Origin of the sequence: Cupriavidus sp. D39, assembly GCF_026627925.1 — a bacterium.
Classification (GTDB): Bacteria; Pseudomonadota; Gammaproteobacteria; order Burkholderiales; family Burkholderiaceae; genus Cupriavidus; species Cupriavidus ulmosensis.
The window spans coordinates 3,646,138-3,670,002 of sequence record NZ_JAPNLE010000009.1 but is presented as its reverse complement, the minus strand read 5'-3'; the positions used below and the strand labels follow the sequence as shown (position 1 = coordinate 3,670,002).

General features: G+C 64.0%; 19 protein-coding genes and 4 pseudogenes. 5 read left to right on the top strand and 18 right to left on the bottom strand.

All coding sequences use genetic code 11. The annotated features are described in order from the left end of the window. Window positions 1–63: 63 nt before the first annotated feature. The 10 genes and pseudogenes from OMK73_RS29195 to OMK73_RS29150 form a co-directional block, all read right to left on the bottom strand. Complete coding sequence (locus OMK73_RS29195) at window positions 64–921, bottom strand: endo alpha-1,4 polygalactosaminidase (RefSeq protein ID WP_420715680.1); 858 nt, start codon at window positions 919–921, stop codon at window positions 64–66. Window positions 922–1,221: 300 nt separating this feature from the next. Next, entirely contained in the window at window positions 1,222–1,659 is a 438-nt protein-coding gene (locus OMK73_RS29190; protein ID WP_267605093.1) for a DNA-binding protein, read from the bottom strand. Further along, window positions 1,631–2,140, bottom strand: coding sequence for a nucleotidyltransferase domain-containing protein (locus OMK73_RS29185; protein WP_267605092.1), 510 nt, complete (start codon window positions 2,138–2,140; stop codon window positions 1,631–1,633). Before OMK73_RS29185 ends, OMK73_RS29190 begins: the two co-directional genes overlap by 29 nt. 282 nt (window positions 2,141–2,422) lie before the next feature. After that, a pseudogene (locus tag OMK73_RS29180) lies at window positions 2,423–3,082 on the bottom strand (group II intron maturase-specific domain-containing protein); the annotation flags it as partial. Next, a complete protein-coding gene (locus OMK73_RS29175) occupies window positions 3,057–4,754 on the bottom strand; it encodes a recombinase family protein (RefSeq protein ID WP_267604526.1) in 1,698 nt (565 codons plus the stop codon). The gene OMK73_RS29175 and the pseudogene OMK73_RS29180, both read right to left, overlap by 26 nt. Window positions 4,755–5,075: 321 nt before the next feature. Then, a pseudogene (locus tag OMK73_RS29170) lies at window positions 5,076–5,801 on the bottom strand (reverse transcriptase domain-containing protein); the annotation flags it as partial. 483 nt (window positions 5,802–6,284) lie between these two features. Next, window positions 6,285–6,428, bottom strand: coding sequence for an entericidin A/B family lipoprotein (locus tag OMK73_RS29165; RefSeq protein ID WP_035859076.1), 144 nt, complete (start codon window positions 6,426–6,428; stop codon window positions 6,285–6,287). Between the two features lie 69 nt (window positions 6,429–6,497). After that, the gene (locus OMK73_RS29160) at window positions 6,498–6,974 is read right to left on the bottom strand and encodes a response regulator (protein WP_267605091.1); all 477 of its coding nucleotides are present in this window, start codon (window positions 6,972–6,974) and stop codon (window positions 6,498–6,500) included. 109 nt (window positions 6,975–7,083) lie between these two features. After that, window positions 7,084–7,716 (bottom strand): response regulator transcription factor, encoded by a 633-nt coding sequence (locus tag OMK73_RS29155; protein WP_267605090.1) that lies wholly within the window; start codon window positions 7,714–7,716, stop codon window positions 7,084–7,086. 206 nt (window positions 7,717–7,922) lie between these two features. Beyond that, a complete protein-coding gene (locus OMK73_RS29150) occupies window positions 7,923–8,675 on the bottom strand; it encodes a group II intron maturase-specific domain-containing protein (protein ID WP_267606556.1) in 753 nt (250 codons plus the stop codon). A gap of 229 nt (window positions 8,676–8,904) precedes the next feature. Between OMK73_RS29150 and OMK73_RS29145 the strand changes: the two are divergent. Further along, window positions 8,905–10,056 (top strand): annotated as a pseudogene (locus OMK73_RS29145) (recombinase family protein); the annotation flags it as partial. A 516-nt stretch (window positions 10,057–10,572) separates the two neighbouring features. Here the strand turns inward: OMK73_RS29145 and OMK73_RS29140 are convergent. From OMK73_RS29140 to OMK73_RS29125, 4 genes and pseudogenes are all read right to left on the bottom strand, one after another. Further along, a pseudogene (locus OMK73_RS29140) lies at window positions 10,573–11,300 on the bottom strand (reverse transcriptase domain-containing protein); the annotation flags it as partial. A gap of 596 nt (window positions 11,301–11,896) precedes the next feature. Next, window positions 11,897–12,262, bottom strand: coding sequence for a hypothetical protein (locus OMK73_RS29135; protein ID WP_267605089.1), 366 nt, complete (start codon window positions 12,260–12,262; stop codon window positions 11,897–11,899). A gap of 237 nt (window positions 12,263–12,499) precedes the next feature. Continuing rightward, window positions 12,500–15,247 (bottom strand): methionine synthase, encoded by a 2,748-nt coding sequence (gene metH / locus OMK73_RS29130; RefSeq protein WP_267605088.1) that lies wholly within the window; start codon window positions 15,245–15,247, stop codon window positions 12,500–12,502. A 35-nt stretch (window positions 15,248–15,282) separates the two neighbouring features. Continuing rightward, the gene (locus OMK73_RS29125; RefSeq protein WP_267605086.1) at window positions 15,283–16,377 is read right to left on the bottom strand and encodes a homocysteine S-methyltransferase family protein; all 1,095 of its coding nucleotides are present in this window, start codon (window positions 16,375–16,377) and stop codon (window positions 15,283–15,285) included. 177 nt (window positions 16,378–16,554) lie between these two features. On the opposite strand from OMK73_RS29125, the gene OMK73_RS29120 reads away from it, so the two are divergent. Further along, window positions 16,555–16,947: a rhodanese-like domain-containing protein gene (locus tag OMK73_RS29120; RefSeq protein ID WP_006161304.1), complete on the top strand. Its 393-nt coding sequence runs from the start codon at window positions 16,555–16,557 to the stop codon at window positions 16,945–16,947. 135 nt (window positions 16,948–17,082) lie between these two features. On the opposite strand, the gene OMK73_RS29115 is transcribed toward OMK73_RS29120, so the two are convergent. From OMK73_RS29115 to OMK73_RS29100, 4 genes are all read right to left on the bottom strand, one after another. Then, window positions 17,083–17,340 carry a DUF3567 domain-containing protein gene (locus OMK73_RS29115; RefSeq protein WP_267605084.1) on the bottom strand — a complete coding sequence of 86 codons (258 nt, stop codon included), beginning with the start codon at window positions 17,338–17,340 and terminating at the stop codon, window positions 17,083–17,085. 251 nt (window positions 17,341–17,591) lie between these two features. Next, window positions 17,592–18,434, bottom strand: coding sequence for a 3-oxoadipate enol-lactonase (gene pcaD / locus OMK73_RS29110; RefSeq protein WP_267605083.1), 843 nt, complete (start codon window positions 18,432–18,434; stop codon window positions 17,592–17,594). Between the two features lie 101 nt (window positions 18,435–18,535). Continuing rightward, a complete protein-coding gene (locus OMK73_RS29105; protein WP_267605081.1) occupies window positions 18,536–19,267 on the bottom strand; it encodes a DUF3108 domain-containing protein in 732 nt (243 codons plus the stop codon). 312 nt (window positions 19,268–19,579) lie between these two features. Continuing rightward, complete coding sequence (locus OMK73_RS29100) at window positions 19,580–20,416, bottom strand: IclR family transcriptional regulator (protein WP_267605079.1); 837 nt, start codon at window positions 20,414–20,416, stop codon at window positions 19,580–19,582. A gap of 224 nt (window positions 20,417–20,640) precedes the next feature. Here OMK73_RS29100 and OMK73_RS29095 point away from each other — a divergent pair, with 224 nt between their 5' ends. The 3 genes from OMK73_RS29095 to OMK73_RS29085 all read left to right on the top strand — a co-directional run bounded on the left by OMK73_RS29095 (window position 20,641) and on the right by OMK73_RS29085 (window position 23,820). After that, window positions 20,641–21,699, top strand: coding sequence for a Bug family tripartite tricarboxylate transporter substrate binding protein (locus OMK73_RS29095; protein ID WP_267605078.1), 1,059 nt, complete (start codon window positions 20,641–20,643; stop codon window positions 21,697–21,699). A gap of 87 nt (window positions 21,700–21,786) precedes the next feature. After that, on the top strand, window positions 21,787–22,770 hold the full coding sequence (locus OMK73_RS29090) for a fumarylacetoacetate hydrolase family protein (protein ID WP_267605077.1): 984 nt from the start codon (window positions 21,787–21,789) through the stop codon (window positions 22,768–22,770). A 180-nt stretch (window positions 22,771–22,950) separates the two neighbouring features. Then, the gene (locus OMK73_RS29085) at window positions 22,951–23,820 is read left to right on the top strand and encodes an enoyl-CoA hydratase/isomerase family protein (RefSeq protein ID WP_267605076.1); all 870 of its coding nucleotides are present in this window, start codon (window positions 22,951–22,953) and stop codon (window positions 23,818–23,820) included. Window positions 23,821–23,865: the final 45 nt, after the last annotated feature.

The window sequence follows — 23,865 nt, the reverse complement described above, 5'->3', positions numbered from 1 at the left end:
AGGCCGCGCTGTAGGACAAAAACGCCGGCTCCCGGCCTGCGCCTTGCGGCCGATCCCGCCACCTCAATCGCAAGCGTAGCGGAACGCGTCATCCAGGCTCAGCGGGAGCACCAGCGTACGAAGGTGCGCCGCCTTGGCCGAAGCGCAAAGCGTGGCGCGCGTCGATGCGGTCTTGTACTTCGGAGCGTACTCCACGTTGAACACCGCCTTGCCCTGCGCCGTGAGCGGCTTGTAGCTCGCGCACTCGCTGTACTGGAAGCACTGCTCGTTCACCGCGAAATCAAAGTCCGTCGCCAGCTGCGAGACTTGATCCACATCGTTTTTCAAGCCCACCGCCAGGCCCCGCGCATGCGCCTCGGCCGCCAGGAAGCGGTTGTAGTCCAGCTGAGTAGCCGCCGTCAGCGGGAAGCCCGGCTGATTGGTATAGCCATCCACGTTGTCCGGGTCCACGCCATCGCAGCCCTTCGACTTCGCCAGGTCCATGCGCGCCTGCATGATCTGGCGCACGTTGGCCGAGCGCGTATCGAGCCAACGCTCGCCCGCCCACCCCGACAACGCCTTTCCCATATCCGCCGCGGCAAACTGCTTGAAATCCGGCCGCCAGTTCTCCGAGCTACCCGCCGAAAAATAGCAGACCACGCGCTTGCCCTGCGCCTTCAAGGCATTGATGGTCGCCTGCGGCGTATCCACCAGGTCGATATCGAAGACCTGCGCCGGATAGCTCGTGTTGACCGTACCCGTCAACTGCAACTGCCATGTATCGGTTGCCGCCGGCATCCAGCGCGAGACCGCCAGCGTTTGCGCCGAGAGCGTCAAGGTCGCGGCCGACGCATTCACCGCCGACACGGACTTGACGGAAGCATCCGTCTGCGCCGACGAGCCATCGCCTCCGCAGGCCGACAGACAGGCGAACGAGGCCATCCATGCGATGCGTGCAAGTTTCCGATTCACGGATGTTCTTCCTTTTGGATTGCTGCTGTTGGGGTGATGAAACGGGTGGTGGGGGCTGGGGCTCTGTGCGGTCGTCGGCTGAGGATGGATGGATCTTGAGCAGTTTCGCGAAAGGGGTAAGGTATTCGGGTTGGATGACGGGCGCAGGTTTAGCAACCGGCATCGTACACGCCGATGTGCGCGAATCGGGTCGGTGAGTATGGCGACTGCCTCGCACGCAAATCGAGGCTTAGCTTTGCGGAGCTCGCAGCGTGTCACTCATACTGATCGTCAAAGAAGCTCCGGTTTGTTTGCCTGAAGCCAAGCTCTTACGTCGGCCAGCAAACTGAACGCGCTCGACATACACTCACTTAAAGTCGATTCAGGCACCAGATCGCCCGAGTAGTCAGACAAATTGCGCTGCTTGCGCAGTGCGTCCAGCACGATCATGCGATCCTTGGACATGCCGATAGTCGCCGGCAGCGTCTGGATCGCGGTCTGGTGATGGCCCGGTCGGCTGGTCAACGTTCGATATCCATTTGCCTGCAACGCCAGCATCGCCAATTGCATGATGGCTTTATACGCAGCATCAAACCGGTTCTCACTGCTCAAGCCGTGCAGCTGCGCGTCCGCGAGATTCCGCTCGGCGGCCGCCAGCAACCTTGTCACTTGGTCGCGACTCGGCTGTACCGCGTCTAGGCTAATTCCCAGCAAGTTCTGCAAGGTCATCGTTATTTCCGATCAGAAATATCTTGGGCTTTGCTTGGACTTCCAGCAGAAACGGCGCTTGGTTCAAAATGCCGTCCCGCCACTCTGCCGCCGTCAGCACCTTGGGATTGATTTCGCGGCCTAGGATGGCTTGGGTCTCATAGAACTGCCTTACCACTTCGCCAAAACTGACGGTACCGATCACCATCACATCCACGTCACTGTTCGCCGTCTCCTGAGCACGAGCCACAGAACCAAACACGAACGCAACATCAATCCGCTCCGAGCAGGCCTCAAGTGCCAAAAGCAGCACATCTCGAATGCCGGATGTTTTGCGCATGATGCTAGCCAGCTCCTCGAAAATTGGACAGGCTCGGTTGGCACGATAAACCACCTGATTGCCCTGCCGTTCACGGGAGAGCACGCCCGCTTCAGCAAGCTTGCTCAGCTCCTTGTGAAGGGTTCCCGCGGTGGTGCCGGTCAAACGTGCGATTTCGCGCACGTGGTACGCCTCCTCCGGACGCAGAAGCAGGAGGCCAAGCACGCGGCGACGGTAGTCGCTGAAAAGAGTCTCGGAAATGGATCGAAGCATAAATGGCTACGATTGTAGCCGAATATGCTTCGACTGGGGCCACCAGGCAGCACCGGTCCACGAGGGAATTGGCCTTGAATCGCAGCTGTCTTGTTCGGCCCCAAAAATCGGCATAGGGGGCAGCCCACTGGCTGCGCCCCTGCCACACCACCCGGCATGCGGGTCCGCACCGGGCGGTTCGAGAGGTTGAGGTTAAGTGAGACGGGGCATGCCCAACTGATCGAAGTAGGCGATGGTCAGGACCCGGTTCAGCGTGTCGCCGCTGTTGCGCCACCAGCACCGGCTACTCGCCGCTGCTTGCCTGGCGGCATCCGCTGTAGCACCCAGCGCACGCAACTCTCGGTAAATGACCCGACCACGGCGCCAGTGCTTGAGCTGGATGGCCCTCAGCCGGTGGCGCATCCACTTGTCCAGCTCGCGCCAGACCTGGGGCGTTTGCGCCAGCCGGAAGTAGGCCTTCCATCCCAGAACATATGGCCTCACCCGATCCACGACTGCCTGCAGACTCCGCCCGCCTGAGCGGCGAGTCAGTTCGCGGATGCGTTGCTTGAACGTCAGCAGCGGCTTAACTGCCACTTTGCGCTTGACCACTCCCCCTGCGGCCACCCAGAAGCTGTAGCCGAGGAACTTGCGGCCAAACGCGCTCGCCACCGCGCTCTTTGCCTCGTTGACCTTCAGGCGCAGGCTGCCGTACAAGCGCCGCAATAGCGCCATCACTCGCTCGCCCGCCCGCCGACTGCGCACGTACACGTTCGCATCATCGGCATAGCGCACGAAGCAATGACCTCGACGCTCCAACGCCTTGTCCACCTCATCGAGCAGTACGTTAGCCAGCAGCGGTGACAGTACGCCGCTTACAACGTTGCATACTTTTCACTCCGTCGTCTGAATCATTCGAGTTTTCGCTGTCAAAAGCCCCAGGCTGTGGGTCAACCCTGAACACAACGACGATTTCATCCTTGTGGATTTCGACGCGCTTGACCAGACCCAATACGATCCTGCGCTTTGTCTCAAGATCAATCGTGTCCAGTTTTTCGGTGACGGCGCCTGCAAATTCCTCGATCCGATTGATGACCAGAAACAGCTCGCTTTGCACCGCGCCTTGCTGCCTGGATTCAAGGATCTGCTGGTCAATCTGCTCAAGCCGATTCCTCAACTGCTGCATCTTCGGTTCGAAGTCGGACTTATCGAGGATGCCGTCCGCATAGCTATCGATCAGCCGGGACTTTCCCTTCTCCAGCTGCAGCCGCTGCTTTTCAAGGTTGCTTGTGTCGAAGGCACTCTTCTCGTTGCGCTCCATCATATCCAGTCGACGCTCATATTCGCTCTTCAAGCGTTCTGGATGACTGAGCAATTCCACAACCTGCTGCCATACCAGCTCATCGAGCCTGTCTGTTCGTACCTGCAGATTGTCACAGATGCGGTGGCCACCGAAACGGTAGGCATCAGTCCCAACACAGCGGTAATAGGCGTAGTCCCGCTGATGCCCCTTAGCTGCAACCTTGCTCACCTTCTTGGCGTAATAGGCGTAATGGCACTCGCCGCATACCGTCAACCCTTGCAGCAGGCGTAGCGGTGCACTCTCGCGCCTCTGGCGCGCCAGCTTGCGGTTCTCGGCAAGCTGTTCCTGAGCCGCCTGGAACAGCCCCTCGCTCACGATGGCCGGCACCGGAATCTCGATCCAGTCCTGCGGTTCGGTTCGTGTTGTCGAGTACGGCTTTCTGGGCACGTCAGCACTGTGGCGCTGGGCGCGCACGCGTACCTGCAGGTGATCGCGCGACTGCGTCTTGCCGAACGCAGCTCGCCCCATGTACGCAGGATTGCGCAATATGCCCCACACCACACTACGGTCCCAGTATGGCTTGCCCGACGCTGTCACGGTACCCGACTCGGCAAGGCGGCGTACCACATCCCCTATGCTCAGGCGGTCCATCCCCACCCACTGGAAGATCGCCCGGACCGTTGCAGCCTGGGGCAGTTCGATAACGTACCGGGCCGGCGTTCCGTCGAGTTGCCGGCGAATGTAGCGGTAGCCGTAGGGCGCCCCGGACAGGACATTGACACTGCCGCGTTTTGCGCCGTGAAGCTTGCCACGACGGTGACGCTCGGCGATCTTCGCCCGTTCGTATTCTGCGATCATGCCCTGCATCTGCAATAGCAGCGACTCTTCCGGCGTCGTACCGATCGCGTGATTGAGGAAGACCACCTGGACACCGCAGGCGGAGAACTCTTCCATCAGCAGCGCCTGGTGCGCATATTTGCGCGCCAGCCGGTCCGGTGACAGGATGTACAGCTGATCGATCGTACCGAGCGCGGCACAGTCCCTGAGGCGCTCCAATTGAGGCCTGATCAGCGTCGCACCGCTCACGCCAGCGTCAACGAAACACATGTCGTCGACGATCTGCGCGCCGTCAGCTGAAATACGCTCCTTCAGTGCAGCGATCTGGCTTTCAATGGTGCCGCGTTTGTTTTGCTGTTCGGAGGATACCCGCGCGTAGAGTGCAACCATCGCAGCTTTGCTCATCGTCTACCTCGCTTGATGGTCGCTTGCTTGGACTCTGCAGACCACGTAGCGGACGGCTGTGCCGTCGCGCGTGCTTCGATCGGACTAATCTGCTCGTAAGCCTTTTGCAACTGCTCTTGGGCATAGCGGTTCGGCTCGAAAGCCAGACGCACGCTCCACTTTTTACGTCTTCGGGTCATCGCTGCACCTGCCTGTCAGCGGGAGCGACCGTCTCAAGGACAAGATCCACATTGACGTCAGCACAGCTTCTGGACCAGGGCGCCAGACACTCCCTCGAAATGCGCAGGCCCAATTTTATCCGGCAGTTTGCTCTATTGTTGGTGGCGTTATCGGCCCGCCTTGCGGCGTGCCCTCGTACCGCTGCAGCACTACCCCGCCATCCATCAGCCCGCTGTTCAGATACGCCCGGATCAGCCGGATGACCCCGGCGTCCCCGATGCGCTTCTGTAGACGGTCAATCAGGATGTCGTGGTTGACCCGGTCAAAGAACTTCTCCAGATCCACGTCCACCACCACTCGCCGCCCCGACTGCACGTACGACTGCGCGGCTAACACCGCATCGTGCGCACGCCGCCCAGGCCGGAAGCCGTAGCTGTGCTCGCTGAAGGTGGGGTCCAGCATCGGCTGCAGCACCTGCAACAGCGCCTGCTGGATCAGCCGGTCCGTCACCGTCGGAATACCGAGCTCGCGCTCGCCTCCTCCGTCCGGCTTCGGAATCGTTACCCGCCGTACCGGACTGGGCCGGTACGTCCCCTTGAGCAGTTGCTGGCGGATCTCCGGCCACGCCGACACCAGATAGCGGGCGGTCTGATCAATATCCAGACCATCCACGCCAGCGGCGCCTTTGTTGCGGCGGACCCGCCTGAACGCCTGCTTCAGGTTCTCTCGCGTCAGCGCCGCTGCCAGCAGCGCCGACCCCGTGTCCTCCGGTCCCCGCCGCGGACCGCCGGCTTCGTCGCAGGCGGGTTCACGGCCGGCTTCACCGCCCGCTACTCCCTCCCGCCCCGCTCGCGCGGGCTTCTGACGCAATGCCTTCGGTATCGACATGGCTTCGAACACTCCCTCTCGTTCGGTCCTTCGTCGGCGGATTCGAGCCTTGCCGGCGCTACCCCCAACTACTTCGACCTCTGCTGACTTCTCGCTCCGGCTCGACGCCGTCGCCCTTTCAGGCATGAGGCGAGATCTCCCCAGGTAAGAACGCACTCCTTCGCTGCACAACCGCCGGATTTACGCCGCCTCCCCTTGATCACGAGAACTTCGCGGTTTCATGCCCGCTCGTCCTGGTCGGCACCGCCTTCTATCCGGTTCGTGTTCCTCGGCTCGCAGCTTCGCTCCACGCTTCCTCCCCACGATCGGTCGCCCTTTCGCAGTTGCGCTTCGCTTCGATCGCTGTGATCAACTTACGGTGGGACTTGCACCCACAGGAGTGCGCCCATGCTGGGCGCACATGAAAATGGAAAAGGGCTCCGCGGAGCCCCTTTTCCATTCCTCTTGTCCGGCTGCCATGCACACGGCACGCCGGTTGGTACCTTACATCTTCTGCTTGGTGCTCTCGGCGGCGCCTTGCACCTTCTCGCCGCCCTTCTCGATGTCCTTGCCGGCACCGGCCATCGTGTTGCAACCGGTCACCAGGACCACACCTGCCAGGGCACACAGCGCCATCAGCTTTCTCATGACTCTCTCCTTGCTCTAGGTTGACGCGGCATGGCCGCGATTGGAACGGCTGGTACTACTGATACGGGTCTATACGTATTCGAAGTATTCGAAGTATTTGACGTACTCGATACGTACTCGATACGCACTCAATACGGATTCAGCCCCTGCCTGCGCGTACTCCTCGATCACCCGGAACACCTGCTCGAGCTCGAGCGACTTGTCAAAGAAATAGTCCGCGCCGGCCTCGGCACACTGCCGCCGGTATGTAGGCACCTGGGCATGATTGGTGTACACGATGCGGATGCCCGACACCCTGGTCTTCTGCAAGGCGCGCAGTACATTGATTCCGTTGCCTTGCCGCAACTGCAGGTCGACGATGACGACCTCGTACTTGCCCGCCTCGTAGAGGCGCAGCGCCGAGCTTTCGGTATCCGCCCAATCCACGACTTCGATAAACGGAAAAGCGTTCAGGTATTCAAGCAACATACCCCGCAGTACCGCTGAGTCCTCGATTAGCAGGACCCGCAGCGCGCGATACGAAGGGGCCGCAGCTTGATCCAACATGATTCCATGCTAGCAACAGAGTATAGGGACGGACTATCGGCGTCCGTCCTACAGCAGCGTCAGGCAAACGCGGCAGAATGCCTGGTAATGCGCTTTGCCTTGGCTGCGCCTACTCCACCAGGCCGTTCTTGATCGCGTAGTAGGTCAGGTCGGCATTGGTCTTCATGCCCATCTTTTCCAGGATGCGCGAGCGATAGGTGCTGACCGTCTTGACGCTCAGGAACAACTCCTCGGCAATTACCGAGACCGACTGCCCGCGCGAGAGCTTGCAGAATATCTGGAACTCGCGCTTGGACAAGGTCTGGTGCAGCGGCTGGTTGGTGGGCTTGTCCAGCCCGCCGATGAGCAGGTCCGCCACGGTTGCGCTGACATAGCGTCGGCCCTGGGCCACGGTGCGGATGGCCTTGACGAGATCGTCCGGTGCGCTTTCCTTGGTCAGGTAGCCGGAAGCGCCCGCGCGGATCAGGTTGATGGCGTACTGCTCTTCCGGGTAGGTGGAGAGGATCAGCACCGGCAGGTCGGGATGGCGCTGGCGCAGCAGCTTGAGCACGTCGATGCCGTTGCGGTCAGGCATCGAGATATCGAGCACCACCACATCGAACTCGAGCTCGCGCAGCCGCGTCATGACTTCGTCGCCGCTGGCAGCTTCCCCTTCCACCCGGATATCCGGCTCGTCGGCAATGAACTGGCGCAGACCGGCGCGCACGATCTGGTGATCGTCGGCGATCAAAACGCGAATCATGGAATTCTCCCTGGGCATGGATGCCCCAGCTCTCAGGAGCGGCCGGGCTAATGCATTGTAGTGCTTACAATGCGGCGCGAATGTCGGTGTAAGACTGACACGCTCCCGGATGGCGGCGCCAATCGGCATAGGGGCAGCCCACTGGCTGCGCCCCTGCCACACCACCCGGCATGCGGGTCCGCACCGGGCGGTTCGAGAGGTTGAGGTTAAGTGAGACGGGGCATGCCCAACTGATCGAAGTAGGCGATGGTCAGGACCCGGTTCAGCGTGTCGCCGCTGTTGCGCCACCAGCACCGGCTACTCGCCGCTGCTTGCCTGGCGGCATCCGCTGTAGCACCCAGCGCACGCAACTCTCGGTAAATGACCCGACCACGGCGCCAGTGCTTGAGCTGGATGGCCCTCAGCCGGTGGCGCATCCACTTGTCCAGCTCGCGCCAGACCTGGGGCGTTTGCGCCAGCCGGAAGTAGGCCTTCCATCCCAGAACATATGGCCTCACCCGATCCACGACTGCCTGCAGACTCCGCCCGCCTGAGCGGCGAGTCAGTTCGCGGATGCGTTGCTTGAACGTCAGCAGCGGCTTAACTGCCACTTTGCGCTTGACCACTCCCCCTGCGGCCACCCAGAAGCTGTAGCCGAGGAACTTGCGGCCAAACGCGCTCGCCACCGCGCTCTTTGCCTCGTTGACCTTCAGGCGCAGGCTGCCGTACAAGCGCCGCAATAGCGCCATCACCCGCTCGCCCGCCCGCCGACTGCGCACGTACACGTTCGCATCATCGGCATAGCGCACGAAGCAATGACCTCGACGCTCCAACGCCTTGTCCACCTCATCGAGCAGTACGTTAGCCAGCAGCGGTGACATAACGCCACCAACAATAGAGCAAACTGCCGGATAAAATTGGGCCTGCGCATTTCGAGGGAGTGTCTGGCGCCCTGGTCCAGAAGCTGTGCTGACGTCAATGTGGATCTTGTCCTTGAGACGGTCGCTCCCGCTGACAGGCAGGTGCAGCGATGACCCGAAGACGTAAAAAGTGGAGCGTGCGTCTGGCTTTCGAGCCGAACCGCTATGCCCAAGAGCAGTTGCAAAAGGCTTACGAGCAGATTAGTCCGATCGAAGCACGCGCGACGGCACAGCCGTCCGCTACGTGGTCTGCAGAGTCCAAGCAAGCGACCATCAAGCGAGGTAGACGATGAGCAAAGCTGCGATGGTTGCACTCTACGCGCGGGTATCCTCCGAACAGCAAAACAAACGCGGCACCATTGAAAGCCAGATCGCTGCACTGAAGGAGCGTATTTCAGCTGACGGCGCGCAGATCGTCGACGACATGTGTTTCGTTGACGCTGGCGTGAGCGGTGCGACGCTGATCAGGCCTCAATTGGAGCGCCTCAGGGACTGTGCCGCGCTCGGTACGATCGATCAGCTGTACATCCTGTCACCGGACCGGCTGGCGCGCAAATATGCGCACCAGGCGCTGCTGATGGAAGAGTTCTCCGCCTGCGGTGTCCAGGTGGTCTTCCTCAATCACGCGATCGGTACGACGCCGGAAGAGTCGCTGCTATTGCAGATGCAGGGCATGATCGCAGAATACGAACGGGCGAAGATCGCCGAGCGTCACCGTCGTGGCAAGCTTCACGGCGCAAAACGCGGCAGTGTCAATGTCCTGTCCGGGGCGCCCTACGGCTACCGCTACATTCGCCGGCAACTCGACGGAACGCCGGCCCGGTACGTTATCGAACTGCCCCAGGCTGCAACGGTCCGGGCGATCTTCCAGTGGGTGGGGATGGACCGCCTGAGCATAGGGGATGTGGTACGCCGCCTTGCCGAGTCGGGTACCGTGACAGCGTCGGGCAAGCCATACTGGGACCGTAGTGTGGTGTGGGGCATATTGCGCAATCCTGCGTACATGGGGCGAGCTGCGTTCGGCAAGACGCAGTCGCGCGATCACCTGCAGGTACGCGTGCGCGCCCAGCGCCACAGTGCTGACGTGCCCAGAAAGCCGTACTCGACAACACGAACCGAACCGCAGGACTGGATCGAGATTCCGGTGCCGGCCATCGTGAGCGAGGGGCTGTTCCAGGCGGCTCAGGAACAGCTTGCCGAGAACCGCAAGCTGGCGCGCCAGAGGCGCGAGAGTGCACCGCTACGCCTGCTGCAAGGGTTGACGGTATGCGGCGAGTGCCATTACGCCTATTACGCCAAGAAGGTGAGCAAGGTTGCAGCTAAGGGGCATCAGCGGGACTACGCCTATTACCGCTGTGTTGGGACTGATGCCTACCGTTTCGGTGGCCACCGCATCTGTGACAATCTGCAGGTACGAACAGACAGGCTCGATGAGCTGGTATGGCAGCAGGTTGTGGAATTGCTCAGTCATCCAGAACGCTTGAAGAGCGAATATGAGCGTCGACTGGATATGATGGAGCGCAACGAGAAGAGTGCCTTCGACACAAGCAACCTTGAAAAGCAGCGGCTGCAGCTGGAGAAGGGAAAGTCCCGGCTGATCGATAGCTATGCGGACGGCATCCTCGATAAGTCCGACTTCGAACCGAAGATGCAGCAGTTGAGGAATCGGCTTGAGCAGATTGACCAGCAGATCCTTGAATCCAGGCAGCAAGGCGCGGTGCAAAGCGAGCTGTTTCTGGTCATCAATCGGATCGAGGAATTTGCAGGCGCCGTCACCGAAAAACTGGACACGATTGATCTTGAGACAAAGCGCAGGATCGTATTGGGTCTGGTCAAGCGCGTCGAAATCCACAAGGATGAAATCGTCGTTGTGTTCAGGGTTGACCCACAGCCTGGGGCTTTTGACAGCGAAAACTCGAATGATTCAGACGACGGAGTGAAAAGTATGCAACGTTGTAAGCGGCGTAAGCGGCCCGCCTTGCGGCGTGCCCTCGTACCGCTGCAGCACTACCCCGCCATCCATCAGCCCGCTGTTCAGATACGCCCGGATCAGCCGGATGACCCCGGCGTCCCCGATGCGCTTCTGTAGACGGTCAATCAGGATGTCGTGGTTGACCCGGTCAAAGAACTTCTCCAGATCCACGTCCACCACCACTCGCCGCCCCGACTGCACGTACGACTGCGCGGCTAACACCGCATCGTGCGCACGCCGCCCAGGCCGGAAGCCGTAGCTGTGCTCGCTGAAGGTGGGGTCCAGCATCGGCTGCAGCACCTGCAACAGCGCCTGCTGGATCAGCCGGTCCGTCACCGTCGGAATACCGAGCTCGCGCTCGCCTCCTCCGTCCGGCTTCGGAATCGTTACCCGCCGTACCGGACTGGGCCGGTACGTCCCCTTGAGCAGTTGCTGGCGGATCTCCGGCCACGCCGACACCAGATAGCGGGCGGTCTGATCAATATCCAGACCATCCACGCCAGCGGCGCCTTTGTTGCGGCGGACCCGCCTGAACGCCTGCTTCAGGTTCTCTCGCGTCAGCGCCGCTGCCAGCAGCGCCGACCCCGTGTCCTCCGGTCCCCGCCGCGGACCGCCGGCTTCGTCGCAGGCGGGTTCACGGCCGGCTTCACCGCCCGCTACTCCTCCCGCCCCGCTCGCGCGGGCTTCTGACGCAATGCCTTCGGTATCGACATGGCTTCGAACACTCCCTCTCGTTCGGTCCTTCGTCGGCGGATTCGAGCCTTGCCGGCGCTACCCCCAACTACTTCGACCTCTGCTGACTTCTCGCTCCGGCTCGACGCCGTCGCCCTTTCAGGCATGAGGCGAGATCTCCCCAGGTAAGAACGCACTCCTTCGCTGCACAACCGCCGGATTTACGCCGCCTCCCCTTGATCACGAGAACTTCGCGGTTTCATGCCCGCTCGTCCTGGTCGGCACCGCCTTCTATCCGGTTCGTGTTCCTCGGCTCGCAGCTTCGCTCCACGCTTCCTCCCCACGATCGGTCGCCCTTTCGCAGTTGCGCTTCGCTTCGATCGCTGTGATCAACTTACGGTGGGACTTGCACCCACAGGAGTGCGCCCATGCTGGGCGCACATGAAAAAGGGACGGGGGTGAACCCGTCCCTGCTGAAAAAACCATGGGCTTCGCTTCAGGTGGCTCCCGGCTAAGCCACCCCTACCCCCGGCCCTCTCCCCCTGAGGGGAGAGGGTGAGACAGCCGTCGACGTAGCACGCGGTTTTGGCCTGTTCGGCGGCTTCGGCAAATGCCTCAGGATTGTCAGCGCTTCGGCTTACTGGAGCTTGGTCGACGTGCCGGCACCGGCTTCTGCACTGGTGTCGGTCGAAGCCTCGCCCTTCTTGCTCTTGGCGTGGCTGCTGTGCTTCTTGGTCTTGGCGGTCGACTTGGCTGGCGTAGCAGCGTCGGCATCGGCGCCCACCTTGGCGTCCACGCCCTTGTCGGCGCTGGCCGAGACGCCCAGGCCAACGTTGGCACCTGCGCCGGCCGCTGCACCCTTGTCTGCGGGCGCGCTGACCGCGGGCGCCGCGATGGCGCCGGTGGCGCCAGCCTTCGCATCAACGCCGGTGCCTTGCGCCATGGCCAGCGAGGAAGCGGCAGCGATCGAGAGAGCGGAAAGGGAGATCAGCAGTTTGTTCATGGAGAGGCTCCTTGCAGTTTGCGCCGCGGCGAAGCATTCGCTGCGGTGTTCACTTGAAGTGAGCCTTCAGTCTATGGATGCGGACCCGCGCGGTCTGTTAGGAGATGTAATGCCTTGTAAGGAGTGGTGAAGAACGCCCGACGCCACATGGACGCGCCCGGAGGAGCTTTTCCCTGCTTACCCAATGGCTTGCGGCGGTGCAGCGGCGAAAACCGCCACTGCCGCCGACGCACGCGGTTACAGGTTAGGCGCGAGCGCCCGCTCCAGCACGCTGCGCTCTTCGCCGCGGCGCGCCACCATGTCGTCGAGCTGGTCCTGCCCGATCTTGCCCACCGAGAAATAGGTGGACTCCGGATGCGCCAGGTAGAAGCCGCTCACCGATGCGGCCGGCGTCATCGCCAGCGAGTCGGTGATGCCCATGCCGATCTCGGCGGCATTGAGGTACTCGAACATCGGCGCCTTGACCGTATGCTCCGGGCAGGCCGGATAGCCCGGCGCCGGACGGATGCCGCGATAGGTCTCGGCGATCAGTTGCTCGTTGGTCAGCACCTCGCCGGCGTCGTAGCCCCACAGGTCCTTGCGCACGCGCTCGTGCAGGCATTCGGCAAAGGCTTCGGCCAGGCGGTCGGCCAGCGACTTCAGCATGATGGCGCTGTAGTCGTCGTGGTCGGCCTCGAACTGGGCCTCCTTCTTGTCCACGCCGATGCCGGCGGTGACGGCGAACACGCCGATGTAGTCGGCGATGCCGCTGTCCTTGGGCGCGACGAAGTCCGCGAGGCAGCGGTTGGGGCGCATCACGCCATCGATCACCGGGCGCTCGCTTTGCTGGCGCAGGTTGTGCCAGGTCAGCGCGACCTGGCTGCGGGTCTCGTCGGTGTAGATCTCGATATCGTCGTCGTTGACGGCGTTGGCCGGCAGCAGGGCCAGCACGCCGTTGGCCGTCAGCCAGCGGCCCTGGATCAGGCGCGACAGCATGGCCTTGCCGTCGGAAAACACGCGGCGGGCGGATTCCCCGACGATCTCGTCATTGAGGATGTCGGGGAATTTGCCGGCCAGGTCCCAGGTCTGGAAGAACGGCGCCCAGTCGATGTAGTTGGCGAGCTCCGTCAGGTCGTAGTTGCGGAAGATGCGCCGGCCGATGAATTTCGGCTTGGGCGGGACGTAGGCGCTCCAGTCCACCGGCGTCTTGTTGGCGCGGGCCTTCGCCAGCGACACCATCGGCGTGGCTTTCTTGTTGGCGTGCTGGTGGCGGATGCGTTCGTAGTCGGTCTTCAGCTCGTCCAGGTACTTGGCGGCGCCATCGTCGGACAGCAGGCTGGATGCCACGCTGACCGAGCGCGAGGCGTCCGGCACGTAGACCACCGGGCCTTCGTAGTGCGGCGCGATCTTGACCGCGGTGTGCACGCGCGAGGTGGTGGCGCCGCCGATCAGCAGCGGGATCTTCTTGATGCGGAAGTAGTCGTCGCGCTGCATCTCGGAGGCGACGTAGGCCATTTCCTCGAGCGACGGCGTGATCAGCCCAGACAGGCCGACGATGTCCGCGCCCTCGACCTTGGCGCGCGCCAGGATCTCGTTGCACGGGACCATCACGCCCATGTTGACCACTTCGAAGTTATTGCACTGGAGCACCACCGAGACGATGTTCTTGCCGATGTCGTGCACGTCGCCCTTGACGGTGGCGATGACGATCTTGCCGCGTGCCTTGACGTCGCCGCCGGCCTCGGCCAGCAGGCGCTTTTCCTCTTCGATGTAGGGCAGCAGGTGGGCCACGGCCTGCTTCATCACGCGGGCGCTCTTGACCACCTGCGGCAGGAACATCTTGCCGGCGCCGAACAGGTCGCCCACGATGTTCATGCCGTCCATCAGCGGGCCTTCGATCACCTCGATCGTGCGGCCGCCGCGCGCTTCCACCTGCTGGCGCACTTCCTCGGTGTCTTCCACGATGAAGGTGGTCAGGCCATGCACCAGCGCGTGCGACAGGCGGTCGGCCACCGGCACCGGGTTCTCCGGCGTGCCGCGCCACAGCAGGTTTTCTTCGCGCTTCGCGCCGCCGCCCTTGTAGCGGTCGGCGATCTCCAGCAGGCGGTCGGTGCTGTCCTCGCGGCGATTGAGCACCACGTCCTCCACGCGCTCGCGCAGCTCGGCGTCGAGCTGGTCGTACACGCCGAGCTGGCCGGCGTTGACGATGCCCATGTCCATGCCCGCCTTGATGGCGTGGTACAGGAACACGGTGTGGATGGCCTCGCGCACCGCGTCGTTGCCGCGAAACGAGAACGACACGTTGGACACGCCGCCGCTGACCTTGGCGTACGGCAGGTTCTGCTTGATCCAGGCGGTGGCTTCGATGAAGTCCACCGCATAGTTGTTGTGCTCCTCGATGCCGGTCGCAACAGCGAAGATGTTCGGGTCGAAGATGATGTCTTCGGGCGGGAAGCCGACTTCATTGACCAGGATGTCATAGCTGCGCTTGCAGATCTCGGTCTTGCGGGCAAAGGTGTCGGCCTGGCCCTTCTCGTCGAAGGCCATCACCACGGAAGCCGCGCCATAGCGGCGGATCAGCTCGGCGTGATGACGGAATTGTTCCTCGCCTTCCTTGAGCGAGATCGAGTTGACCACGGGCTTGCCCTGCACGCACTTCAGGCCGGCCTCGATCACGTCCCACTTGGACGAGTCCAGCATGATGGGCACGCGCGCGATATCGGGCTCGGAGGCGATCAGGTTGAGGAACCTCACCATGGCCGCCTTGGAGTCCAGCATGGCCTCGTCCATGTTGATGTCGATGATCTGCGCGCCGTTCTCGACCTGCTGGCGGGCTACCACCAGCGCCTCGTCGAACTGGCCGTTCAGGATCATGCGGGCGAAGGCCTTGGAGCCGGTGACGTTGGTGCGCTCGCCGACGTTGACGAAGAGCGTGTCTTCGTCGATGGTGAAAGGCTCGAGGCCGGACAGGCGCATCGGACGCGGCGGCAGGGTATCGTTGGTCATGGCTTGATCTTGTTCTGTGGGCTCGCGATGCATGTTCAGGCGGCGGCGCGGTCGCTGCCGTTGCCGCTATCGTCGCGGTACTGGCCGGGCCAGGTGCGCGGCTTCTTGCTGGCCACGCGCTCGGCGATGGCGGCGATGTGCTCGGGCGTGGTGCCGCAGCAGCCGCCCACCAGGTTGACCAGGCCGGACGCGGCGAACTCTTCCACCAGCGACGACGTGACCTCCGGGGTTTCGTCGAAGCCGGTATCGCTCATCGGGTTGGGCAGGCCGGCGTTCGGGTAGCACGACACGCCCGCGTCGCAGATCTTGGCCAGCTCGGCGATGTAGGGGCGCATCAGCGTGGCGCCGAGCGCGCAGTTCAGGCCGAAGGTGATCGGGCGGGCGTGGCGCAGGCTGTTCCAGAAGGCTTCCACCGTCTGGCCGGAGAGAATGCGGCCGGAGGCATCGGTGACCGTGCCGGAGATCATCACGGGCAGGCGCTCGCCGGTGTCCTCGAACAGCTGGTCGATGGCGAACAGCGCGGCCTTGGCGTTGAGCGTGTCAAAGATGGTTTCCACCAGGAACACGTCGGCGCCGCCTTCCAGCAAGCCCTTGCCTTGCTCGTAGTACGAATGGCGCAACTCTTCGAAGGTCACGTTGCGCGCGCCCGGGTCGTTCACATCCGGCGAGATGCTGGCGGTCTTGGGCGTGGGGCCGAAGGCGCCGGCCACGAAGCGCGGCTTGTCGGGCGTGCTGTACTTGTCGCACGCTTCGCGCGCCAGCCGGGCGGCGACCACGTTCATCTCGTACGCGAGGTCCGCCATCTTGTAGTCTTCCTGGGCCACGCCCGTCGCGCCAAACGTGTTGGTCTCGATCAGGTCGGCGCCGGCGGCCAGGTACTGCTCGTGGATCTCGCTGATGACCTGCGGGCGGCTCAGCAGCAGCAGCTCGTTATTGCCCTTGACGTCGACATGGTGGCCGGCGAAACGCTCGCCGCGGTAATCCGCCTCGGTCAGCTTGTAGCGCTGGATCATGGTGCCCATGGCACCGTCCAGGATCAGGATGCGCTCGCGCAGCAGGGCCGGCAGGTTGGCCGCCCGGGTGTAGGGGCGCGCGGGAGGAAGCGAGGCGGAACGTGGGGCGGCGCTCATGTGGGGCTCGACAGCAAGAGAAAAGACTGCGATTTTATCAGTTGCATCAATGGTTTGCGGAATAACGGCAACAGCCCGCCGGTGCAGCCAACGGCGCTCGCGGGTTGCAGCGCGGCACCGCCCGGCCCTACACTGGGGCACATGCCCCCACATTCCCATTAACGGAAAGCCTTGCCCATGCAACACCTCAGCCCCGGCGACGCGCAAACGCTCCTCAGCGAGTCGCCCGACGCGCTCTTCATCGATTGCCGCAGCGAAATGGAGTACCTCTTCGTTGGGCACCCCAAGGGAGCGCATAACGTGCCCTGGAACGATGGCCCGGACTGGGAGGTGAACCCGCATTTCGTGCAGTCGGTGAAAAAGCTCGCGGGGCAGGCCTCGGCGCGCCCGGTGCTGCTGATCTGCCGCAGCGGCAACCGCTCGACGGCCGCCGCGCGGGCCCTGGAGGGTGCCGGGTTCTCTACCGTCTACAACGTGCTGCATGGTTTCGAAGGCGACCTCGACGCCGAGCGCCACCGCAACACGCTCAACGGCTGGCGCCATGCCGGGCTGCCCTGGGAACAGTATTGAATGGCTGGGAAGTGGCCGGGAACGGATCCTGAAAGCAAGAAGCCCGCGCAGTGCGCGGGCTTCTTGCTATTTTCTCTATGGCTTGGCTTGCCGGCCCGTCGCACGACGGAAAGCCGGCAAAGGCAACCGCGGAGCCTAGTGCATCACTAGCGGGTGAATCATCACTGTATCGAACTTGCCAAGGAAATCATCCACCTCTTCCACCGACGGCTCGCTTTCGATCAGACGCGCCACGTCCGCGCGAAAGCTCTCGGCCATCTGGCCACCGAGGAAAATCTCGCGTTTCAGGTTCTTGTCCACGATTTCATAGCCGCCAGAGGCAAGAGGCGCATGCTCGACATCCGCACCAAACTCGACAATGCAGTAATTGTCGCTGTTGTAGATCATTTGCATGGCATACCTCCTGGCTGTCATGGGTCAAGCGGCGGGCGACTGATTATTTCGATAACCGGCACACTGGCCGGTTGCCCTCCGCGATTTCACCTCCAAGCTGAGGGTGTTTGCCGTGTTTTCAAGTTCTGCTTCGGCAAACCGCAGGTTTTAAGCGTTCCCTCACTACGTTGGGCAACGGCCACCCCAGCAAGTTCTTGAGTTTGGTGGGAAAGATATCGCCCGCTGTTCTGCCCTGCTAGCGACGGTTCGTCTCAGGGTACATCACACTGTGCGCCGCAAGCCGCATTGCCGAGAAAAGCATCGAGCACGGCGTGAAATCGATCGGCCTGCTCGATATGGGCAAGGTGCGCGGCGTGCGGCAGGATTTCGAGCCGGGCACCGGGAATGGCGGCGGCAATCTCACGTGCCATCGCCGGCGGCGCCCCCAGGTCCTCCTCGCCGGCCACTACCAGGGTAGGGCAATGAATGCGCGGAATCGCCCCGGCCAGGTCGAATGCCATGATGGCCTGGCTGGTTCCCACGTAGCCGTGCACGGGCGTGGCCAGCAGCATCTCGCGCACGCGGGCCGCCTCCTGCGGATGCGCGCCCCGGAACGCCGCGCTGAGCCAGCGCTGCATGGTGCTGTCGGCAACACCCGCCATGCCGTGCGCTTCCACATGGCCGATGCGCTCATGCCACATCGGGTGGGCATCCAGCGGCGTGCGGTTGACGGTGGCGACCAGGGTCAGCGACAGCAATCGCTCGGGATGGCGCACGGCCGCGGTCTGGCCGATCATGCCGCCCACCGAGACCCCGGCGAAATGCGCGGCGGGCACCTCCAGCGCATCCATCAGGCAGGCCACGTCGTCGGCCAGGCGGATCATCGAGTAGGCGCCGATCGGCGCATCGCTCTGGCCGTGCCCGCGCAGGTCGTAGCGCAGCACGCGGTAGCGCGGCGCCAGGTGGCGCGCCGTGGCGTCCCACAAGGTGTGATTGGCGCCCAGCGCATGCGCCAGGACCACCCAGGGGCCGTCGCCCCCGTCGATGCGAACGTGCAGGCTGATTTCGCCCACGCGCACGCGGCGGGTTTCGGATGGTGGCAGGGTGGCGCTCATGACGGGTCTCCGGTTGTTGGTGAAAACACGGTGAACCACAGCGGCGGCCGATGCCGCGGCTTGCGGACGGCTTGAGGACGGCCCGAGCACGGCTTCAAGACTCAGTGCAGCGGTTCGCTGTCGCGATAGACAAGCTCGATCTGGGTGCCGTCGGGCTCCGTCTGGCGCAGCTTGACCGGCATCCATTGCAGCGACTGCGCCAGCCACACCTCCACGCGCCGGCGATCGTTGGCATGACGCGGCAGGCGCACGAAGTGCTTGGCCCGCACGGTGGCGCGGCCGGTATCCACATCCTCTTCCCCCACATACTGCACCTGCATGGGCTCCAGGTCACGCGTATCCGCCACATCGAAGGTTTCCGTCACGCCGGGCGTGGCATAGCGCTGCGGATTGCCCCGCACCAGCCCCACCAGTTGCAGGAACACGCTGAAACGGTCCTGGCCCGCGGCGGGCAACGGCTCCTGCTTGCCGCGCCCCTCGAAGACGAGCGACCCGGCGGCGCGATCGAAGCGTGCCGCCTCGACGCGGTTGCGGCGGCTCTCCTCATAACGCTCGGGCGCGAGGCCGCGCTCGCTGAGCGCGCCGGTGCTGTGAAAAGCGAAGCGGAACCACAACACGCGCGTTTCCACCGCGAGCTGGTAATGCGCGCCGTCGTGCTGCCAGCGGATCAGGCCATCCGGGTTCTGCACGCCGTTGACGAAGCTGGCGTAATGCAGCAGCGTGGATGGGGGCGCCGAATAGCGAACGTTGTCGGGGGGCGCCGCGGCCTGCGTGGCAGGCGGCGCAGATGCGGGCGCCGCGCTGGTCCCGGCCTCGCCAGCGGCGCTCGCCATGGAAGGGCCGGCGCCCGGCGTGGCAAGCAGCGGCGGCGCCTCAGGGGCGGCGGGTGCTTCAACAGGGGACTCAGGCGTGGGCGTGGGCTCGGCGCGCGCCGCCGGGGCCGCTTCTGCACGACCGGGGCCGGGCGTGGCGGCGCCACGGGAGCCGGTGGCTCCGGCGGCGGCAGCAGGATGGCTTCGAGCGGCGGCAGCGCGGTCGGGTCCCGCGGCAGCCCGGGCATATGCAGCAGCCCCAGCACTGCCAGCAGGTGGGCGGCCAGCACCAGCGCAAGCGCAACCGCCCAGCGCAGGCGGCGCGAGGTAGGCTTACGGGTGAGGGCCGTTCGGCCCGCTCGTCGGGCTGCCGCCAAGATAACCAAGCTCCGAAGAAATCTGCCAGGCGATATCGCGCACATGACGGTCGACCGCACCGCCCCATTCTGCATCGAATACGCTCTGCGCGCCCAGCACGATCAGCGCCATCGCCACGTGGCCGTTGGCGTCGAACACCGGCATCGAGAACGCATTGATGCCCGGCAGCACGCCGCCTTTGACACGCGCCGCGCCGTGGGCGCGAACGTCTTCGCAGACCACGTCATAGTCGGCCAGCGAGCGTGGCAGGTCCGGAATATCGTCATGGCCGCGCTCCGCCAGTTCCCGTTCGACCAGCGGCCGCGTTTGTTGTTTCGGCAGGTAGGCACCGTACAGCCTGCCGGTGGCGGAGTTGAGCATGGGCATCACGTCGCCCAGGCGCAGGCTGACCGTGACCGGGTGGCTGGATTCCTCCCAGTGCACGATGGTCGGGCCGTGGTTGCCCCAGACGGCGATGCCGATGGTCTGGTCCATCTCGTCGCGCAATTGCGACAGGATCGGGCGGGCCTTCTTGACCGGATCGAGCCGGTTCAGGCCGGCGAGGCCCAGTTGCAGCGCGAACGGCCCGAGGTCGTAGCGCCCGCCAACCGGATCCTGCACCACCATGCCGAGCCGCTGGAAGCTGACCAGGTAACGGTGCGCCTTGGCCGGGTTCATGTCGGCGGCGGCGGCGAGGTCACGCAGCATCATGGCGCGCGGCGATGCGGCCAGCGCCTGCAGCAGCTTGAAGCCAACCTCGATCGACTGGATGCCGGAACGCAGCTTGGAATCGTCCTCTTCAAGTTCGGTCATGCGGCAACGGAGGCAAGAGATTAGAAAAGAAATGCATAACTCACATTTCCGGCTGCGCGCACGCAAAGCAATCATGCTGGCCGGCCCATGAATTTACTATAGCGAAATCGATTTACCAATTTTTAAACCGTCGGTAGACTTTGAGCGCACAAATACAGGTCGGGGCGAATCGATATCTTCGGCACCGGCCAACACCGGCGCGGGCATGCCGCCATGCAATCCAGATGGCGCGACGCGGCCGCTTTCTACAGGAGACGAAGATAACCCGCCTTTCCCCCTTCGGCCAACGCCCCGCCCTGCAAGCATGGCGCGCCTGCGCCGCGCCGTTGCTAGCCGCGCTGACGCTGGGCGCCGCCGCGTTCCAGCCCGCCCGTGCCGCCGACAACTGGCCCACCCAGCCGATCCGCTGGGTAGTGCCCTACCCGGCCGGCGGCGGCACCGACGTGGTGGCGCGCACGCTGGGCCAGGCCATCACCCCGGCGCTGGGCCAGCAGGTGGTGATCGACAACCGCCCGGGCGCGGCCACCATTGTCGGCGCCGACGCGGTGGCGCACAGCAAGCCCGATGGCTACACCCTGCTGACCGCCGATACCGCCACCCTGGCGGCCAATCCGTCGCTGTACAAGAAGCTGCCGTACAACGCCGACAAGGACTTCGTGCATGTGGGGATGGTGGCGCGCTTTCCGCTGATCCTGGTGGCAACGCCGAACTTCCCGGCGCGCACGCTCAAGGAAGCCATCGAATACGTGCAGAAGAACCCCGGCAAGGTGAATTTCGCCTCGCCGGGCGCGGGCAGCCCGCACCACCTGGCCATGGAGCTGTTTATGGATCAGACCAAGACCAGGATGACGCACGTGCCCTACAAGGGCGCCGCGCCGGCGGTGCAGGACCTGCTTGCCGGCCAGGTCGAACTGATGTTCCTTGACCTCGCCTCCGGCCAGCAAAACGTGGCGGCCGGCAAGGTGCGCGCGCTGGGCGTGGCCACGCCCAAGCGCTTGACGGCCCTGCCCGCGGTGCCGACGGTGGCCGAAGCCGGCGTGCCCGGCTTCGAAGCCTATGCCTGGCAAGGCGTGGTGGCGCCGGCCGGCACCCCCAAGCCGGTGGTGACCCGCCTGAACGCCGAACTGGTCAAGGCGCTCAAGAGCGCCGACGTGCAAAAGCGCTTCGAGGGCATCGGCGTGGAGCCGGTCTCCAGCACGCCTGAGGAATTCGCGCAGTACGCGCGCTCCGAAGCCGAGCGCTGGGGCAAACTGATCAAGGCCAAGGGCATCACGGTAGACTAGCGGGCTGCTTTTTATGCTTTTTCCGTGCTTTTTCCGCTTGATCTGCTTGATCTGCTTGATCTGCTCATTCCTTAACGTACTGCTTACATGAAACTCGCCACCCTCAAGGACGGCTCGCGCGACGGCCAGCTCGTGGTTGTCTCGCGCGACCTGAAGACCGCCCATTACGCCAACGATGTCGCCGGCAAGCTCCAGACCGTGCTGGACGACTGGAACTTCTACGCGCCGCAGTTGCAGGACGTCTCCGATGCCCTGAACGCGGGCCGCGCGCGCCATCCCTTCGCCTTCGACCCCAGGGCATGCATGGCGCCGCTGCCGCGCGCCTACCAGTGGGCCGATGGCTCCGCCTACGTGAACCATGTGGAGCTGGTGCGCCGCGCGCGCGGCGCCGAGATGCCGCCGGAGTTCTGGACCGACCCGCTGATGTACCAGGGCGGCTCCGACGACATGATCGGCCCGCACGACGATATCGTGTGCGCCAGCGAAGCCTTCGGCATCGACTTCGAGGCCGAGATCGCCGTCATCACCGGCGACGTCAAGATGGGCGCCAAGCCCGAGCAGGCTGCCGACGCCATCCGGCTGATCATGCTTGCCAACGATGTGTCACTGCGCAACCTGATCCCCGCCGAACTGGGCAAGGGCTTCGGCTTCTTCCAGAGCAAGCCTGCCACGGCGTTCTCGCCGGTGGCGGTCACGCCCGACGAACTGGGCGAGGCCTGGCGCGAGCGCCGCGTGCACCTGCCGATGACCGTCCACTGGAACAGCAAGAAGGTGGGCGCGCCCGACTGCGGCACCGACATGGTGTTCGATTTCGGGCAGCTCATCGCCCATATCTGCAAGACCCGCAATGTGCGCGCCGGCAGCATCGTCGGCTCGGGCACGATCTCCAACGTCGACCGCAGCAAGGGCTACTGCTGCATCGCCGAGAAGCGCATGCTGGAGATCATCGACGGCGGCCAGCCGGTCACCGGCTTCATGAAGTACGGCGACGCGGTCAAGATCGAGATGTTCGATGCGCAAGGCCGCTCGGTGTTCGGCGCGATCGACCAGCTGGTGTCGGCAAAGAACTGAGACCGGGCCTGGGCGGGCAGCCGCTGGCCGCGCGTGGATGGGAGTGCTTATAATTGACCGACCGCCCGGTTGGCTAATTGCCATCGACTGCCCCAGGCAGCTGCCGGCGGAGCCCCGGGCCGCCCCTCGCGGCCCGGCCCCCAAGCGTCACCAAGGAATGGCCACGGCCATCGCTGCCTCATGACCGCTATCCCGCCGGAATCCTCCCCGCCCTCTTCCAATCCGTCCGAGGCGGACAACGCGCCGTTGTCGCCACGCTACGACCGCTACCAGGCACTGACCCTGCGCCGGCATGGTCCCATCCTCGAGATCGTGATGGGTGCGCAACAGTCCGCCAACCGCAAGCTAGCCACCGCTGACGCCAATACGCACCGCGAGCTGGCGGAAATCTGGCGCGACGTGTCGGCCGATCCGGACGTGCGCGTGGCGCTGATCCGCGGCGAAGGCAAAGGCTTTTCGGCCGGCGGCGACCTGTCCCTGGTGGAAGACATGGCCAACGACTTCGCCACCCGCACCCGCGTGTGGCACGAGGCCCGGGACCTGGTCTACAACGTGATCAATTGCGACAAGCCGATCGTGTCGGCCATGCACGGCCCGGCGGTCGGCGCCGGGCTGGTGGCCGGCCTGCTGGCCGATATCTCGATCGCGGCCAGGACCGCGCGCATCGTCGATGGCCATACACGCCTGGGCGTGGCGGCGGGCGACCATGCCGCAATCGTGTGGCCCCTGCTGTGCGGGATGGCCAAGGCCAAGTACTATCTGATGCTGTGCGAGTCGGTGAGCGGCGAAGAGGCCGAGCGCATCGGGCTGGTGTCGCTGACCGTGGACGAAGAGGAACTGGTCGAGCGCGCCTTCGACGTGGCGCGCCGGCTGGCCGCGGGGTCGCAGACGGCGATCCGCTGGACCAAGTACGCGCTGAATAACTGGCTGCGCATGGCGGGCCCCTCGTTCGATGCCTCGCTGGCGCTGGAATTCATGGGCTTTGCCGGCCCCGATGTGCAGGAAGGCGTAGCCAGCCTGCGGCAAAAGCGGCCGCCGCAGTTCGAGTAACGCACGTAGTTCCGATCAATGCAGTTCCGCAGCCGGCGCCGCCGG

What these genes read in the sequence shown, in the direction of transcription:
- pcaD (WP_267605083.1), bottom strand. Translation starts at nt 18,434, where the DNA reads ATGAGCGCCACCCTGCCACCATCCGAAACCCGCCGCGTGCGCGTGGGC.
- OMK73_RS29100 (WP_267605079.1), bottom strand. Translation starts at nt 20,416, where the DNA reads ATGACCGAACTTGAAGAGGACGATTCCAAGCTGCGTTCCGGCATCCAG.
- OMK73_RS29135 (WP_267605089.1), bottom strand. Translation starts at nt 12,262, where the DNA reads ATGAACAAACTGCTGATCTCCCTTTCCGCTCTCTCGATCGCTGCCGCT.
- OMK73_RS29125 (WP_267605086.1), bottom strand. Translation starts at nt 16,377, where the DNA reads ATGAGCGCCGCCCCACGTTCCGCCTCGCTTCCTCCCGCGCGCCCCTAC.
- OMK73_RS29195 (WP_420715680.1), bottom strand. Translation starts at nt 921, where the DNA reads ATGGCCTCGTTCGCCTGTCTGTCGGCCTGCGGAGGCGATGGCTCGTCG.
- OMK73_RS29165 (WP_035859076.1), bottom strand. Translation starts at nt 6,428, where the DNA reads ATGAGAAAGCTGATGGCGCTGTGTGCCCTGGCAGGTGTGGTCCTGGTG.
- OMK73_RS29085 (WP_267605076.1), top strand. Translation starts at nt 22,951, where the DNA reads ATGACCGCTATCCCGCCGGAATCCTCCCCGCCCTCTTCCAATCCGTCC.
- OMK73_RS29090 (WP_267605077.1), top strand. Translation starts at nt 21,787, where the DNA reads ATGAAACTCGCCACCCTCAAGGACGGCTCGCGCGACGGCCAGCTCGTG.
- OMK73_RS29175 (WP_267604526.1), bottom strand. Translation starts at nt 4,754, where the DNA reads ATGAGCAAAGCTGCGATGGTTGCACTCTACGCGCGGGTATCCTCCGAA.
- OMK73_RS29155 (WP_267605090.1), bottom strand. Translation starts at nt 7,716, where the DNA reads ATGATTCGCGTTTTGATCGCCGACGATCACCAGATCGTGCGCGCCGGT.
- OMK73_RS29160 (WP_267605091.1), bottom strand. Translation starts at nt 6,974, where the DNA reads ATGTTGGATCAAGCTGCGGCCCCTTCGTATCGCGCGCTGCGGGTCCTG.
- metH (WP_267605088.1), bottom strand. Translation starts at nt 15,247, where the DNA reads ATGACCAACGATACCCTGCCGCCGCGTCCGATGCGCCTGTCCGGCCTC.
- OMK73_RS29105 (WP_267605081.1), bottom strand. Translation starts at nt 19,267, where the DNA reads ATGGCGAGCGCCGCTGGCGAGGCCGGGACCAGCGCGGCGCCCGCATCT.
- OMK73_RS29115 (WP_267605084.1), bottom strand. Translation starts at nt 17,340, where the DNA reads ATGCAAATGATCTACAACAGCGACAATTACTGCATTGTCGAGTTTGGT.
- OMK73_RS29120 (WP_006161304.1), top strand. Translation starts at nt 16,555, where the DNA reads ATGCAACACCTCAGCCCCGGCGACGCGCAAACGCTCCTCAGCGAGTCG.
- OMK73_RS29095 (WP_267605078.1), top strand. Translation starts at nt 20,641, where the DNA reads ATGGCGCGACGCGGCCGCTTTCTACAGGAGACGAAGATAACCCGCCTT.
- OMK73_RS29190 (WP_267605093.1), bottom strand. Translation starts at nt 1,659, where the DNA reads ATGACCTTGCAGAACTTGCTGGGAATTAGCCTAGACGCGGTACAGCCG.